The 16110-nt window shown below is 64.9% G+C and carries 10 protein-coding genes and 1 tRNA gene; 7 read left to right on the forward strand and 4 right to left on the reverse strand.

All coding sequences use genetic code 11. From position 1 onward, the window contains the following. The first annotated feature begins 34 nt into the window (after window positions 1-34). Together xseA and ACVNHC_RS02525 are read left to right on the forward strand one after the other, a co-directional pair. On the forward strand, window positions 35-1645 hold the full coding sequence (gene xseA, locus ACVNHC_RS02520; RefSeq protein ID WP_457166353.1) for an exodeoxyribonuclease VII large subunit: 1611 nt from the start codon (window positions 35-37) through the stop codon (window positions 1643-1645). A gap of 128 nt (window positions 1646-1773) precedes the next feature. Continuing rightward, entirely contained in the window at window positions 1774-2928 is a 1155-nt protein-coding gene (locus tag ACVNHC_RS02525) for an acyl-CoA dehydrogenase family protein (RefSeq protein ID WP_457166354.1), read from the forward strand. Between the two features lie 272 nt (window positions 2929-3200). On the opposite strand, the gene ACVNHC_RS02530 is transcribed toward ACVNHC_RS02525, so the two are convergent. After that, window positions 3201-4613 carry an FAD-binding oxidoreductase gene (locus ACVNHC_RS02530; protein ID WP_457166355.1) on the reverse strand — a complete coding sequence of 471 codons (1413 nt, stop codon included), beginning with the start codon at window positions 4611-4613 and terminating at the stop codon, window positions 3201-3203. Between the two features lie 192 nt (window positions 4614-4805). On the opposite strand from ACVNHC_RS02530, the gene fabI reads away from it, so the two are divergent. Both fabI and ACVNHC_RS02540 read left to right on the forward strand, forming a co-directional pair. Further along, window positions 4806-5624, forward strand: a complete 819-nt coding sequence (gene fabI / locus ACVNHC_RS02535) for an enoyl-ACP reductase FabI (protein ID WP_050472059.1) — start codon at window positions 4806-4808, stop codon at window positions 5622-5624. Between the two features lie 200 nt (window positions 5625-5824). Further along, window positions 5825-6463, forward strand: a complete 639-nt coding sequence (locus ACVNHC_RS02540; protein WP_050472060.1) for a histidine phosphatase family protein — start codon at window positions 5825-5827, stop codon at window positions 6461-6463. Between the two features lie 10 nt (window positions 6464-6473). Here the strand turns inward: ACVNHC_RS02540 and ACVNHC_RS02545 are convergent, their stop codons facing one another. Next, on the reverse strand, window positions 6474-6731 hold the full coding sequence (locus tag ACVNHC_RS02545) for a DUF1344 domain-containing protein (RefSeq protein WP_055455035.1): 258 nt from the start codon (window positions 6729-6731) through the stop codon (window positions 6474-6476). A 218-nt stretch (window positions 6732-6949) separates the two neighbouring features. Here ACVNHC_RS02545 and ACVNHC_RS02550 point away from each other — a divergent pair, with 218 nt between their 5' ends. From ACVNHC_RS02550 to ribB, 3 genes are all read left to right on the forward strand, one after another. After that, window positions 6950-8161: a DUF3095 domain-containing protein gene (locus ACVNHC_RS02550; RefSeq protein WP_457166356.1), complete on the forward strand. Its 1212-nt coding sequence runs from the start codon at window positions 6950-6952 to the stop codon at window positions 8159-8161. Between the two features lie 64 nt (window positions 8162-8225). Further along, window positions 8226-9308, forward strand: a complete 1083-nt coding sequence (gene aroC / locus ACVNHC_RS02555) for a chorismate synthase (RefSeq protein WP_457166357.1) — start codon at window positions 8226-8228, stop codon at window positions 9306-9308. 71 nt (window positions 9309-9379) lie between these two features. Then, window positions 9380-10699, forward strand: coding sequence for a 3,4-dihydroxy-2-butanone-4-phosphate synthase (gene ribB, locus ACVNHC_RS02560; RefSeq protein WP_457166358.1), 1320 nt, complete (start codon window positions 9380-9382; stop codon window positions 10697-10699). Between the two features lie 353 nt (window positions 10700-11052). On the opposite strand, the gene ACVNHC_RS02565 is transcribed toward ribB, so the two are convergent. Both ACVNHC_RS02565 and ACVNHC_RS02570 read right to left on the reverse strand, forming a co-directional pair. Beyond that, window positions 11053-11129, reverse strand: a tRNA-His gene (locus tag ACVNHC_RS02565). 421 nt (window positions 11130-11550) lie between these two features. Then, complete coding sequence (locus tag ACVNHC_RS02570) at window positions 11551-15684, reverse strand: histidine kinase dimerization/phospho-acceptor domain-containing protein (RefSeq protein WP_457166359.1); 4134 nt, start codon at window positions 15682-15684, stop codon at window positions 11551-11553. Window positions 15685-16110: the final 426 nt, after the last annotated feature.

Consider the following 16110-nt stretch of genomic DNA (forward strand, 5'->3'; position numbering starts at 1 on the left):
GTCCACCTTGGCGCCAACAGGCAGGACGAGTGGCGTGACTGAAGCATCCCCGAATTCCAACATCGCCGAATTCACGGTTTCCGACATCTCCTTTTCCATCAAGCGCACGCTTGAGGATGCTTTCGGCTATGTTCGGGTGCGCGGCGAATTGGGGCGCATCTCGCGGCCCGGCTCCGGCCACATCTATCTCGACCTCAAGGATGACCGGTCGGTGCTCTCCGCTGTCATCTGGAAGGGTGCCGTTTCCAAGCTGAAGATCCAGCCGGAGCAGGGGCTGGAGGTGATCGCCACCGGCAAGGTCACCACCTTCCCCGGCCAGTCCAAGTATCAGATGGTGATCGATGCGCTGGAACCGGCGGGTGCCGGGGCGCTGATGGCGCTGCTGGAAGAACGCAAGCGAAAGCTCGCCGCCGAGGGCCTGTTCGCGCCTGAGCGCAAGAGGCCGCTGCCCACCCTGCCGCGTGTCATCGGCGTCGTCACCTCGCCCACCGGCGCGGTGATCCGCGACATCCTGCACCGCATCTCCGACCGCTTCCCGCTGCATGTGCTGGTCTGGCCCGTGCGCGTGCAGGGAGAAACCTGCGGCGCGGAAGTCGCCAACGGCATCCGTGGCTTCAATGCCTTGCCCGAGGGCGGGGCCATTCCCAGGCCGGATCTCATCATCGTTGCCCGTGGCGGCGGCAGCCTTGAGGATCTGTGGGGCTTCAACGACGAGGCCGTGGTGCGCGCTGCAGCTGAAAGCGCCATCCCGCTGATCTCTGCCGTGGGCCACGAGACCGACTGGACGCTGATCGATCTGGCCGCAGACCTGCGTGCCCCGACGCCCACGGGCGCGGCCGAAATCGCCGTGCCGGTGAAGGCGGAGCTGATGGCCTCGCTCAACGATCTGAACCGCCGCCTTTCCGCCGGGCTCTTGCGGCTGGTGGCCAGCCGCCGGACGGAGCTGCGCGCCGCCGCCGCCGCCCTGCCCGCCCCGCGTGACCTTCTGGCCCTGCCGCGCCAGCGCTTCGACTTTGCTGCCGGTAACCTGGAGCGCGGGCTGTCCGTCAACACCCGCGCCCACCGCACCCGGCTGATGCGCGCCGAGGCTCTGCTCACGCCGCTGACGCTGGCCCGCCGCACCACGCAGGCCCGCGACCGGCTGACCGGTCTGGAAGAGCGGCTGGCCCGTGCCCTCACCGTTGCCATTGCCAGCCAGTCGCAGCGGCTCAACGCCGTCTCCGGCCGCCTGACGCCCGCTCCGCTGATCCGCCAGATCCGGCTGGGGCAGGAGCGGCTCGGCACGCTCTCCACCCGGCTGGGCCGCACCGGCCAGCAGCTGACGCAGGAACGCCGCGCCCGGCTCGACAGTCTGTCCAAGCTGCTGAAGTCCCTGTCCTACAAGGATGTGCTGTCACGCGGCTATGCGCTGGTGCGCGCTGCCGATGGCCAGCCACTGCGCAACCCCGCCGATGCCCCCGCAGGCACCCTGCTCTCCATCGAACTGGCCGGCGGCCAGCTTGCCGCCGAAGTGGTGGAAGGTGACGGCCCCGCATCTTCTTCCGCCAGCAGCAGCACCGTGCCGCCCGCGAAGAAGCCCCGCGCCGCCAAAGCCGCCGCATCGAAGCCGGATGCACCGGCTTCCAGTCAGGGCAGCCTGTTCTGAGGGCAAAGATCCCGGGGGAAATTCGCAGGCTTGTCCGCCCTTTGGAGGGCTCCCGGCCAATGGACAGGCTCTGCCCCCTTCGCTAGCTTTCGCGCAGGATCCGGCCTCATTGCGGGAGCAGAAAAGCCATGCATTTCGACCTGACCGAGGAACAGAACCTCATCGCCGAAACCGCCCGCAAGCTGGCGGCAGACCGGCTGGCGCCGCTGGCCGAAACGCTGGACCAAGGCGGCGGACGCGAGGCGTTTCTGGAAAACCTGAAGATTCTGGCCGAAAACGGCTTCATGGGTCTGAATGTGCGGGGCGACTACGGCGGCACGGAAGCGGGTACGCTGGCCTTTGCACTCTCCGTCGAAGCTCTGGGACAGGCCTGCGCTTCCACCGGCGTCACCGTGTCGGTGTCCAACATGGTGGGCGAGGTCATCCAGGCCGTCGGCAACGAAGCCCAGCGCGCCGCCTATCTGCCCAAGCTCACCGATGGCACCTATGCGGCCGGCGGCTTCTGCCTGACGGAAGCAGGCGCTGGCTCAGACCCGGCCGGCATGAAGACCCGCGCCGTGAAGGACGGGGACAGCTATATCCTGAATGGCGCCAAGCTCTACATCACCTCCGCCGAATATGCGGGCGTCTTCGTCGTCTGGGCCGTCACCGATCCTGCCGCACCTAAGGGCAAGGGCATTTCCTGCTTCCTCGTTGAGGCCGGGACGCCGGGGCTCATCATCGGCAAGGCGGAAAAGAAGATGGGCCAGACGGGCTCGGCCACCAACGAGGTGCTGTTTCAGGACTGCCGCGTGCCCGCATCTGCCCTGCTGGGGCATGAAAATCAGGGTTTCCGCGTTGCAGTGGGAGAACTGGCAGGCGGGCGCATCGGCATCGCCGCCCTGTCGCTGGGCATTGCGCGCGCCGCCATGAGCGCGGCCAAGGCCTATGTGAAGGAGCGCCAGCAGTTCGGTGCACCCCTGTCGGACATGCAGGGCATCCAGTGGATGATCGCCGACCGGGAAACCGAGCTGGAAGCAGCACGCCTGCTCATCCTGCAGGCCGCATGGCTGAAGGATCAGGGCCGCCCCTTCGCCCGCGAAGCCTCCATGGCCAAGCTCTTTGCCTCGGAAGCCGCCCAGAAGGCCACATACACCGCCCTGCAGCTTCATGGCGGAGCCGGTTACATCAAGGACTATCCGCTGGAGCGCTACGCCCGCGACGCCCGAATCACGACGATCTACGAAGGCACCAGCGAAATCCAGCGCCTCATCATCGCCCGGGAAACACTGAAGGGGATTTGAGGGGCAGAGATTGGCGGAAAGGCACGCGCCTCTCGTCCTCTCTCCGTCTTGCCATGGCTTGACCATGGCATCCACCCCGTTTCCCATCAGCCTGCAAGGCCTGTGACGGGATGAATATCCGTCCCCGCCGGACTCCCTGGATAGGCAAGGGCATGGATGCCATGGTCAAGCCATGGCAGGACGAAAATGGGGAGGCTTGCAGCCCACCACAGGCCCACCGGAATGCGGCCGGCCGGTGTCACGAAACACAGGCCAGCCCCACTCTTTTTACCTTACAGCACACGCCCCGGATTGAGGGTGTTCTTCGGGTCAAAGGCGGTTTTGATGCGCTGCATCAGGTCGAGTTCCAGCTCGCTCTTCACCTGCTTCATCAGATCGCGCTTCAGGCGGCCGATGCCGTGTTCGGCAGAGATCGACCCGTTGAACTCGTGCACGATGCCGTGGACCAGTTCGTTCATCTCGTCCCAGCGCGCGATATAGGCTTCCTTGTCGGCGCCGATGGGCTGGCTGACGTTGAAGTGGATGTTGCCATCGCCCAGATGACCGAAGGGCACCGGGCGGCAGCCGGGCACCATGGCTTCAACGGCGGCGATCGCCTTGCGGAGGAAAGCCGGGATCGAGGCCACCGGCACAGACACGTCGTGCTTGATCGAGCCGCCCTCGGCGCGCTGCACTTCCGACATGCCGTGGCGGATGTGCCAGAAGTCGTTCACCTGCTGCAGGCTTTCTGCGAAGGCCGCATCCTCGACGACGCCCTTCTCGAAGGCTTCGCCCAGAATGGACTCCAGCAGGTCGCGCACGGGGAAGGCTTCGGTGCCGGAGGAAAGCTCCATCAGCACATACCAGGGATGGCTGCCGGACAGCGGATCGCGGGCGCCATTGAGATGTCGCAGGCAGAACTCCAGACCGACGCGCGGCATGATTTCAAAGCCGGTGAGAATCGGTCCGGCCTGTCCTTTGGCGAGCGAAAAGAGCTGCAACGCGTCTTCCGGGCTCGCCAGACCAACGAAGGCGGCTTCCAGCTTCTTCGGCTTGGGGAAAAGCTTCAGCGTGGCAGCCGTGATGACCCCCAGAGTGCCTTCGGCGCCGATAAATAATTGTTTCAGATCATAACCGGTGTTGTCCTTGCGCAGGGCGCGCAGGCCGTTCCAGATGTCCCCGTTTGCCATCACCACTTCGAGGCCGAGAACCAGATCGCGGCTGTTGCCATAGGCCAGAACTGCGGTGCCGCCGGCATTGGTGGAGAGGTTGCCGCCGACCTGACAGGAGCCCTGTGCGCCGAGCGAAAGCGGGAACAGCCGGTCCACCTTTTCCGCCTCGCGCTGCAGCGCTTCCAGCACCACGCCGGACTCCACCGTGATGGTGAAACCGTCCGGATCGACGTTGCGCACCTTGTTGAGGCGGCCGAGCGAAAGGACGATCTCATCCCCGGATTCCTGCGGGATCTGGCCACCGACGAGGCCGGTGTTGCCGCCCTGCGGCACGATCTTGAGCCCCTGCTCATCGGCATAGCGCAGCACCGCGCTGACCTCTGCCGTCGAACCGGGACGCAGCACCATGGGCGTCACGCCCTGATAAAGATCGCGCCACTCCACGAGGTAGGGCGCCTTGTCTGAGGCAGCAGTCAGAACATTGGCAGCGCCGATGATTTCGGCAAAGCGGGCGGCGTGGGCAGTATCGGCCATGACGGGCTCCCTGAAGGTCCGGCCCCGGCAGGGGGCAAAACTGACGACAGCGCGCCGCTATCATATCGCAGGCCGCCGGTCCAGCCGGAGCTTTGCCACAGGCGCGGCAGCAGACTTGAAGCGGGGAACCGCGTGTGCCATAGGAAGCCAGCCCGCCGGGCAGACGGTTAAGGAAGTCATCTGGAGAAAAACATGGCGGAAACGCACGGACTGATGAAAGGCAAACGCGGCCTCGTGATGGGCGTTGCCAACAACCGGTCGATTGCCTGGGGTATCGCCAAGGCCCTCTCGGATGCAGGCGCTGAAATCGCCCTCACCTATCAGGGCGAGGCTCTCAAGAAGCGCGTCGAGCCGCTGGCCGAACAGCTGGGCGCCATCGTCGCCGGCCATTGCGACGTCACCGACGCTGCCAGCATTGACGACGTGTTCGCCCATCTGGAAAAGACCTGGGGCAAGCTCGACTTCCTCGTCCACGCCATCGCCTTCTCCGACAAGGAAGAGCTGACCGGCCGCTATGTGGACACCACGCCGGGCAACTTCGCCCGCACCATGGACATTTCGGTCTATTCGCTCACCGCTGTCACGCAGCGCGCCGAAAAGCTGATGACCGATGGCGGCTCCGTGCTGACGCTGACCTATTACGGCGCTGAAAAGGTGATGCCGCATTACAACGTCATGGGCGTTGCCAAGGCGGCTCTGGAAGCCAGCGTCAAGTATCTGGCCGCTGACCTCGGTCCGCAGAACATCCGCGTCAACGCGATCTCCGCCGGTCCGATCAAGACGCTCGCCGCCTCCGGCATCGGCGACTTCCGCTACATTCTGAAGTGGAACGAGTACAACGCCCCGCTGCGCCGCACGGTCACCATCGAGGAAGTGGGCGATGCCGCCATGTTCCTCCTGTCCGACCTTGGCCGTGGCATCACCGGCGAAGTGCAGCATGTGGACTGCGGCTACCACGTCGTCGGCATGAAGGCCGTGGACGCACCGGATATTTCGGTGGTCAAGGAGTGATCTTCAGGTCCGGACCTGAAGTATGATTGAAAGGGCACCCCACCGGGTGCCCTTTTTGCATTTGGACTGCCCGCATTCCGGTCTCGCAAAATTTACCGGGCCGCTTCCGCCGGGCACATGCCTCGTTTACAAAGCCATGGCATTCTCGCACAGCAGCATCCAGTGCCCCGCCCGCTGCGTATCTTCCCGAAAGAGACCTCATGGCCGACCTCACCGAGACCGGAACGCTCCGCATGAAGCTGCAAGTTTCCAAACTGCTCATCTTCATCCGTCACGGCCAGACCGACTGGAATGCGGAGGGCCGGATGCAGGGCCAGAAGGACATTCCGCTCAATGACACAGGCCGTGGTCAGGCCCGCCGCAACGGCCAGGCACTGGCCTCGTTCCTGGCGCATGAGGGCATTGATCCGGCGGAACTGCGCTTCATCGCCTCGCCCCTCGGCCGCACCCGCGAGACCATGGATCTGATGCGCGAGGCCATGGGCCTGCCCGCCGGAGGCTACGAGCTGGAGCCCCGCGTCAAGGAAATCACCTTCGGAGATTGGGAAGGGCGCACCCTTGAGGAACTGGCGGCGAGCGATCCTGAGCTTGTTGCGCAGCGCCGGTCCGACAAGTGGGGCTTCGTACCGCCGCAGGGCGAAAGCTACGCCATGCTGTCGCAGCGAATCAGCGGCTGGCTTGCCGAGCAGACGGAGCCCTCGGTCTCCGTCATTCATGGCGGCGTGATCCGCGTGCTGCGCGGCCTGCTGGAAGACCTGCAGCCATCCGAAATCCCGAGGCTCGATGTGCCTCAGGATGTTGTCTATCTGTGGAAAGACGGGAAGCTCAGCCTGATCTGAGAGGCTGCCTTCAGCTTTCGATCTGCAGATCGTAGAGCTTCCGCTGGCCGCCCTCGACGTCATAGAAGACGCGCACCTTCTGGCCCGGCTTGATGTCATCGACGAAGAAATCCACCGGGAAGGTGTAGGTCGTCCCGTCGGTCATGGTGATGGTGGCGGTGTCCACGTTGATCTGGGCGATCTCCCCGGTTGCTTCGTCAGCGAGAGCTGCCGAACTTACCAGCCCAAACAGGCCAAGGGCGATCAAACCTGCACGCACATGCTTCATTCTCTTCTCCGGTCTCTCGGCGGGTGCCGGCCGCTCATGGCAGGTCCGCCATGGGTAGGGCATCCGAAGGTTTGGCCGTCCAGTCCTTGCCCGCATTCCATGACCTGCCTATGTCAGCATGCGAAGCACCGGCACGACTTTAAGCAAACCTGTAAGGGAAACTGAAGGCGTTTTCTTGGCAGGATCGGGATATCACCGGAGGAAGGCATGGCACCATCATGAAAATCGGCGCAGAGACCGGCAGTCCCGCGAGTTTTTATGCCCTCCTGCCGACCTTCACGGAGTTTGCCGGTGTCGCCGATGCAGGCGGCTATGCCCCGGTTCCCGATGACTGGATCGTCTGCATCGCCGACATCCTGCAGTCCACCGCAGCCATTGCCGCCGGGCGCTACAAGGATGTGAACATGGTGGGCGTGGCGGTGATTTCCGCCCTCACCAACAAGCTCGGCGTCGATCAGGTGCCCTTCGTCTTCGGCGGCGATGGTGCCACCGTGCTGGTGCCGCCGGAAGCGAGCGGCGTTGCAGCCGAGGCGCTGGCCGGTGTCGCCCGGCTGGCCGGACAGGTCTTTGCGCTGGATCTGCGCACGGCACTCATCCCCGTCAGCGCGTTGCGCGCCCGTGGCACGGATGTGCTGGTGCGCAAGTTCGAGCTGAGCCCCGGCAATTATCTGGCCATGTTCTCCGGCGACGGGCTGCAGCTTGCGGAAACCATCCTGAAGGATCCGGACGCGGTGCGCCCCTTCCTCTCCGGTGTCGAAGCTCCTGCCGATCCTGATCTCACCGGCTTTTCCTGCCGCTGGGAGCCCCTGCCCTCCCGCCATGGGCAGATGGTTAGCCTGATGGTGCGGCCAGCCACGACGAGCGATCCGGCAGCGCTCAAGACCCTGATGAGCGGCCTGCGCCAGGCAACGGGCAGCGACCCGCAGGCAGCGCAGATGCCGGAGGCCCCCGTCACGCCGCAAGCCCTGTCCCTGCGAACAGCTCCGGACACCCTGACCCGGGAGGCCAGACTGCTCGGCGGCGGCAAGCTCCGCCTGAAAGAGGTGCTGAAGATCATTCTCGGCGTGGCCGCCGTGCGCTTTTCCCGCTGGACCGGCTGGGCCATCGGGCCGCTGAAACCTTCAGAATACATGCAGGACATGCTGACCAACACTGACTACCGCAAGTTCGATGACACGCTGCGGCTGGTGCTGGACCTGAACGAGCAGCAGATCAGCGGCCTCAAGGCGTTTCTGCAGGCGGAGTTTGCCGCCGGGCGGATCATCTATGGCCTGCATCAGTCAGATACCGCGCTGATGACCTGCCTTGTCTCCGACATGGCCGGGCGCCAGCACGTGCATTTCGTGGATGGCGCCGATGGCGGGCTCTCCGTTGCCGCGAGGGCCTTCAAGGAGCGGCAGCAGCAGCTTCAGGACGCGCAGGCCATTTGACCGCGGGGCATTTCCCACCTAAGACACTGGCCCCAGAACTGTTACGATCAGCCACAGGCCTTCCATGTCGCACAATTCCTTCGGCCACCTCTTCCGTTTCACCACCTGGGGCGAAAGCCATGGGCCGGCGATCGGCTGCGTCGTGGATGGCTGCCCGCCGCTGATCCCGCTGACGGAAGCCGACATTCAGGGCTTCATGGACAAGCGCAAGCCCGGCCAGAACCGCTTCACCACCCAGCGCCGCGAGCCGGACGAGGTGAAGATCCTCTCCGGCGTGATGGTGGATGAGGATGGCGTGCAGAAGACCACCGGCACCCCGATTTCCCTCTACGTGGAAAACACGGACCAGCGCTCCAAGGACTATTCCGAGATCAAGGACCGCTACCGTCCCGGCCACGCCGATTACACCTATGATGCCAAATACGGTATCCGCGATTACCGTGGCGGCGGCCGCTCTTCAGCCCGCGAAACCGCCATGCGCGTTGCTGCGGGCGCCGTTGCCCGCAAGATCATCCCGAATGTCATCATCCGCGCCGCGCTGGTGCAGATGGGCCCGCACAAGATCGACCGCGACGCCTGGGACTGGGCGGAAGTGGACAACAACCCCTTCTTCTGCCCCGATGCGAAGATGGCGGCGTTTTACGCCGACTATCTCGACGGCATCCGCAAGGCCGGCTCTTCCGCTGGTGCGGTGATCGAAGTGGTGGCTGAAGGCGTGCCTGCAGGCCTTGGCGCCCCGCTCTATGGCAAGCTGGATCAGGACATCGCCAGCGCGCTCATGTCCATCAACGCGGTCAAGGCCGTTGAGATCGGCAACGGCTTTGATGCAGCCAGCCTGACAGGCGAAGAAAACGCCGACGAAATGCGCGCCGGCAATGCCCGCCCGCTGTTCCTCTCCAACCACGCCGGCGGCATTCTGGGCGGCATTTCCTCGGGCGAGCCGATTGTGGCGCGCTTTGCGGTGAAGCCCACCTCCTCCATCCTCACCACGCGCCAGTCGGTGACGCGGCAGGGGGACGAAGTGGATGTGATGACCAAGGGCCGCCACGACCCCTGCGTCGGCATCCGCGCCGTGCCCGTGGGCGAGGCGATGATGGCTTGCGTGCTGGCAGACCATTTCCTGCGCCATCGCGGACAGGTTGGATAATCTTTCAGCGACACTGAAAACAGAGTGTTCTTTTCCTTGCGACTGAAAGCGCGATGCGCTAGCGTCAGCGCATGAGACTAGATCATTGGCTTGCAGCAAACGGAGAAAGCCGCAGCGCATTTGCGCGGCGGGCTGGCCTGTCACCGGCTTCGGTGACGGCTCTGTGCAACGATCCCGGCGCCTGGGTATCGCGTGACATGGCACGCAAGATTGCCGAGGCAACCGGCGGCGGCGTCACGCCCAATGACTTTCTCGGCCTTTCCATCACCAAGGAGCATCCCGTGTCCCAGGCCCGTGTAGCCGAAGCGATCCGTGCCTTTGAGCGCGGCGAAATGGTTGTCGTCACCGATGACGACGACCGCGAGAACGAAGGCGATCTGATCGTTGCCGCCACCAAGGTGACGCCGGAGCAGATGGCCTTCATCGTGCGCCACACCTCCGGCATCGTCTGCGCGCCGATGACGCTGGCCGCCGCCAAGCGCCTGCGCCTTGACCCGATGGTGTCGAACAACGATGCGCCGCTGTCGACCGCCTTCACCATTTCCGTCGACTACCGCCACGGCCTGACCACCGGCATCTCGGCGGATGAGCGCTGCGCCACGGTGCGCGGCCTTGCGAACCCGAATGCAGGGCCGTCCGATTTCGTCCGCCCCGGCCACATCTTCCCGCTGATTGCCAAGGAAGGCGGCGTGCTGATCCGCTCCGGCCATACGGAAGCCGCCGTGGACCTCTGCCGCCTGGCCGGCCTGGAGCAGGTGGGCGTCATTTCGGAACTGGTGAATGATGACGGCACCGTCAAGCGCGGCGCGCAGGTGGCCGAATTTGCTGCCGAGCACGACCTTAAGATGGTGTCCGTGTCCGACCTCATCGCCTGGCGCCAGCGCACGGAAAAGCTGATCGAGCGCGTCAACGAACAGCCAATCCAGACCGTGGCCGGTCCGGCCTATGCCGTCACCTATTCCACGCCCTATGACCCGATGCACCATGTCGCCATCGTCTATGGCGACATCCTCGACGGGCGCAGCGTGCCGGTGCGCCTGCAACTGGAATCGGTTCTGGACGATGTGTTCGGCGCCGCTCAGCCGCTCGACGCGGTGATGAAGAGCTTTGCCGACCGTGGCCGCGGCGTCATCGTGTTCCTGCGCGAGGGTTCCGTGGGCGTTGCCCGCCAGTCCCGCCGCCAGCGCACGGATCTGGAAGCTGCGGAGACGGAAGAGCACGGTTCGGCTCAGGCCCGCCAGGAACAGTGGCGTGAGGTTGGCATCGGCGCGCAGATCCTGAAGGATCTCGGCGTCACCTCCATCCGCCTCCTCTCCTCCCGCGAGCGCCACTACGTCGGCCTCGAAGGCTTCGACATCAAGATCGAAGCCACGGAAATTCTGGAAGCCTGAGGCTTTACGGAAGACACCAGAACGCCGCAGCTCACCCTGCGGCGTTTTTTGTTGTGCGGTGAGGCCCTGCCTCTCAACACGCTCACGCTGTCGTCCCGGACGCAGCGAAGCGGAGATCCGGGAACCACTCGCTCGCAGAGCGGTCAGGTTGTTGCGAAGCGCAAAGGCGCTCGGCGGAGCAGAAGCAGTAATGCCGTGTTTCCCGGACGGGCAACACGGCAATTCTCTGAAAATGAGTAGACCCCGGATCGCGCTGCGCTTGTCCGGGGCGACGCAGGAGTGGGAGGCAGCGCCCTGAAAATGCGGAACGCCGCCGCAAGGGCGCTACATACACATGGTCAATGGAAAACAAGTGGTACAGACGGGTGGATTCGAACCACCGACCTTCGGAGCCACAATCCGACGCTCTAACCAACTGAGCTACGTCTGCACGGGCTGAGAGGGCAAGCCTCCCGCATCAGCGCTTCCGAAAGTTCGAGGCCCTTGGCCAGCAAAACAACGGCGCGGACCGTCAGCGCTGCGGTCCGTCTTTGCAAGCGGTCTTCTAATCGAGCTTTCCTGCGGCGGCAAGCAAAAAAGCAGCGTCATCAACATGGAGGCGCCTGCCCTGTGGGCAAGCCGGACAAGCCGCAGACTTGCGGACCTCCATTTCCCTACACAACCGCTACCTCTCCTGCGTCATCCCGGCCGAGCAGCGCGAGAGCCGGGACCGGTGAGCCAAGGTCCCTCGGCTATGGCTCTAAAGGCAACCAACTTATACCCCGGCTCACCGGTCCCGGATCTCCGCTTCGCTGTCGTCCGGGAAGACGAAGGAGAGGTATTCAACACCATCGCTCAGTTGCAAGGTCAGGTCACTCTGCCAGCACGCGCTGGGGCGGGAAGATGATTTCCACCAGCGTGCCCTGATCCGGCACGCTGTCGATGCGGAAGGCGGCGCGGTTGGCCTCCACCAGCGCCTTGGTCAGCGGCAGGCCAAGGCCCGTGCCGCTGCCGGGGCGGGCGGTGTGAAGCTGGCGGAAGGGCTCCAGCGCGGCGGCCAGATCCTTGGCATTCATGCCCGTGCCCGTATCGCGCACCCGCAGCGCCACCTCGCCCGTGGGCTCCAGCGCCGAGGACACGATCACCTGCCCGCCGGAGCGGTTGAACTTGATGGCGTTGGACAGAAGGTTCAGCACGATCTGGCGCAGGGAGCGCAGGTCCGCCACCACATTGGGCACCGTGCCCGGCAGGCTGGCGCGGATGATCACCCGCTCCCGGTTCGCCTGCGGCTGCATCAGGGCCACGCATTCGCGCACGATCTCGTTGACGGAGACGGCGGCGAAGGTCAGGTCCATCTTGCCCGCCTCGATCTTCGACAGGTCGAGAAGATCGTTGATCAGGCTCATGATATGCGAGCCGGAGGTGCGGATGTCCTTCAGATATTCCTTGTAGCGCTCGTTGCCGATGGCGCCGAAACGCTCTTCCATCATCACTTCCGAGAAGCCGATGATGGCATTGAGCGGAGTGCGGATCTCGTGGCTGATCTTGGCAAGGAAATCCGACTTCTGCGAGCTGGCGGTTTCCGCCTGGCGCTTGGCCTTGGTCAGCTCTTCCTCAGCCGCCTTCCACTGGGTGATGTCGCGCAGCACCGCACAGAACTTCAGCGTATCATTGCCCTGCCCCAGCCGGCCGATGGTCATGAACAGCGGAATGAGCCCGCCGGAGGACACCCGGCCAATCACCTCGCGCCCGTCGTTCAGCACGCTGGCCACGCCGTTGCGGGACAGGCCATCAAGATAGTCCAGGGCCGAGCGGTGGCTTTCAGGGGCGAGAAATTCGGTCAGCGGCGCACCGGTGATATCGACGCGCGCGGCCCCGAACAGCGCTTCGGCAGAGCCATTGGCCTTGAGGATGGTGCCGAACCGGTCCAGCAGCAAGACGCCGTCCGTCGCCGTTTCGAGGATCGTGTCCATCTCGGCAATCTGCTCGCGGGCACGGGCAAGCTCCCGCTCCACATGCGCCGGAATGGCAGAGGGCTGGGCGGCCACGGCAGCAGCAGGCGCCGGAGACGCCTCGCCGGCCGGCGGCTGGCGGCATTCGATGATGGAAACCATCAGACCGCGCCCGCCATTCCACGGCACGGTGTGCATGCGGGCAAAGACCGGCTTCAGGCGGCCATCGGCCAGCCGCAGCTTCATGGTCTCATCCAGCGTGCCTTCCAGCCGGTCACCCGGCAGATGATCGGGACCGGCAAACAGCGCCTCGAAGCCGCCTGCCTCGTCCAGAGCTTCCAGATTGGGATAGCCGAGCAGCGCCAGCAGCGTCTCGTTGGTGTAGAGCACCTCGCGGTCGCGGACGATGGCAATGCCGATGGGCAGCCGGTCGAGAAGGCGCGGATCGACAGGGGCGGCAGGCGGGGCGACCGGGCGCAGCCGGGCAGCGGCCTCCGCAATCTCTTCTTCGGTATCGTCATCAAGGCCGAAGTCGCCTTCAAGCCTTGCGCCCAGCGCTTCGGCAATCTTGCGGAAGGCCGCCCGCTCCGGCTTGGTCAGGCGCGAGGCATCCACCGGCACCACGCGGGTGGGCTTGCCGGTGAAAGGCACGACGCGGCTGTCGGGACGCGGCTGGGCGGCAGGTTCAGGCTGAGGTTCGGCAACGGCAGCCGCTTCACCTTCCGGCTCTGCGTCCGGTTCAGGCTGTGCCTCCGGCTCTGCGGTGGCAATCTGCATCGCCTGTTCCAGCGCTGCAAAATCATCCGCCGCCGGAGCTGCCTCTGCAGCCTCGCCGGCAAGGCTGTCACCGGCCTCATCAGCCAGCAGCGCCGGAATTTCGTCCTGCCGGACCTCAGCGTCCTCATCAATGGCAGGTTCGTCCTGAGCTTCGGCAGCTTCGGTTTCAGAAGCCGCTTCAGCGTCACCCTCCGCCTCAAAGACGGTCACGTCTTCAGCGGCGTCAACCGCCTCTTCTCCGGCCGTGAAACCTGTGTCCGGCAGAGCCAAAGCCTCCGGGGCTGCGTCCTGCACCGTTGCTTCCGGCTGCGGGGCAGCCTCTTCCGGCGCGACCTGGGCGGCCGCATCTTCCGGCAGAGTGTCCTCCACCTTCTGGCGGTAGGCACGCGGCTCCGCACTGGCCGCTGCATTGGCGGCCGCATTGGCGGCTTCACGGGCCGCTGCCCGGCGCTCGACGGCGGCATCAAACTCACGGGCGAGCGTACGCACCGCCTTCTCGATTTCCTTCGGCTTCAGCGGCTGGTCACCGGTGATGCCGACCTTCGGCGCATCGCCAAAAAGATCCGCGTCACGCGGCGCCTCCGCCTTGCGGGCCGCTGTTGTCGCCTTGATATCCTCGATCCAGCTGTGTGCCGCAGATGCTGACGCTACGGCCAGCGGACGCGCATCTTCTTCAGGCGCATCTTCTTCAGGCGCATCTTCTTCAGGCGCATCATCCTCTTCGGGCTGATCAGTCTCCGGCGCCATCTCCTCAGCGGCGGAAACGGCTTCAGGTTCGGACGCAGCTTCAGGCTCAGGCTCTATGGCCTCGTCCGCAACGGGAGCGGCCTCTTCCGCCTCGTCTCCGGCCACGGCCTCAACGTCATCGGGAGCCGTCTCACCGGCCACCTCATCAGCCAGTTCCGGCTCCGGCGCCAGAATGACTTCCGGCAGAGCCTCGACAGCTTCCACCTCAGACGTCAGGTCTGCAACTGGAGCCGTTTCAACGGCAGGCTCTACGGCGGCAGGCTCTGGGCTTTCAGCGGCTTCCGGTGCCAGCGGCATGGCCTGCACAGGCGCTCCGGCCTGAGGCTCCGCGTCGCCAACGCGCACCACGCCGAAGCCGCGATAGCCTTCAAACACACGGCGGCGGTCAAAGGCAGGCAGGGCCGCCATATCCACCGGCACCCGCAGGCGTCCGCCATCGACAGGCCAGTCCAGCGTCTTGCCGCTCCAGGTGTCGCGGCGCAGCAAGGCACGGGCAATGCTGCCGCGCGGATCAAGGCCAAAGCGTTCGGCAACCTCGTTCCAGGTCATGCCGGTGATGGCACCTGCATCCGGGCCCAGCGCATCGGTAAATTCCGGCGAAACGAAGGTGAAGCGCTGGTCCACATCCATTTTCCAGGCAAAACGGACGGAGCGCTCCCGGGGCTCGAAACGCGCGGGCGCTTCAGATGCCGGGGCATCTTCGACGGGTGCTTCAACTGCTTCCGTGGCAGGCGCCTCGGAAACAGATACCGGCTCGTCAACAGGCTGCGGAGCGGCGGCCTCTGCAGCCTCTTCCAGCGCTGTTTCCCCGCTCCGGGCATTCTCTTCTGCGGTCAGATCAACGGCCTCAGACACGGCGGCCTCAACTGTGGGCGCTGCCGTCTCAACCTCATCCGGGGCATCAAGATCCAGTGGCTGGTCATCAACCAGCATCAGGCTGCGGCCATCGGCAAGCGGCAGGCGCAGGGCATCGTGAAAGGCGCCTGCAATCCTCAAGGTGCCGGTGTCCGGCTCGAACCCTGCCGCCTCTCCGGCCGTCAGCCGCGCGCCAAGCACCCCGGCAGCAGCCAGAACAGTGCCGTTTGCGTCCAGCATGAAGGCGCTGTGCTCCGGCCCCTGCAACAGGCTGGCATAGGCCGCCAGCGCATCGCCCGGCACCTCGGCCCCATCGACAGCAGCAATCAGGGCGCCGTAGCTGCCATCCGGCAGTTCCAGCCGCTGGCACTGGCAGGTGAGCAGAATGGCGCGCAGGCCCTTGTAGAAGCGCAGCCGCTCCAGCACCGGCTTGCCAACCGGGCCTTCAGCCGCGATCCGCGCCAGATGCGGGCGCGCCTGGGACCGCTCAAGTCCCGGCACCTGCCCCAGGTCTTCGGCGGAAGAGGCATCAAAGAAGGCCGCGCCTGCGGCATTGGCCCACAGAATGCTGTCCGCCGTTCCGTTCCAGATCCATGCCGGACGGCCGGAGCCAGCCAGCCGTGCCACCGGGGCCAGGCTGCCGAGCTCCAGAAAGGTCGTCAGGTGCTCGTCCATGGGTCAACTCCACTACGCCGGAAAGGAACCTGCGAACCGGTTGGTCTCAGGCCAGCAACAATGTGCGCGGCCAACCGGAGCCTTTCGGTAAATATCTAGTTAAATACCGTCAAAGCCAGCCAGCGTCCACGCCAGAGCCCCCCATCGCAGGAACGGCCTTGCCTTGTGGTTAATCCGGAGGCGTCATCCGGCTGCGTCCACGGCCTTGTTATCTCAGGGTAAACAAGACCATAACACCGGTGTTCCAATTTGAACGCTCTGCCCGGCGGCCGTGCGACGCAGGACAGCTGACACTACACGCTCTGCGGGAAATTCCGTATTTTTCAAACCCGTGGGACGCGAGACTTGCCTAACGGCGCCCCCGCGTGTTTTGATCCCTCCACGGGGATAATGTGCAGTGCAGATGAAAATCAGTCCGCGGCTCTT

Source organism: Pannonibacter sp. Q-1, from assembly GCF_054073275.1.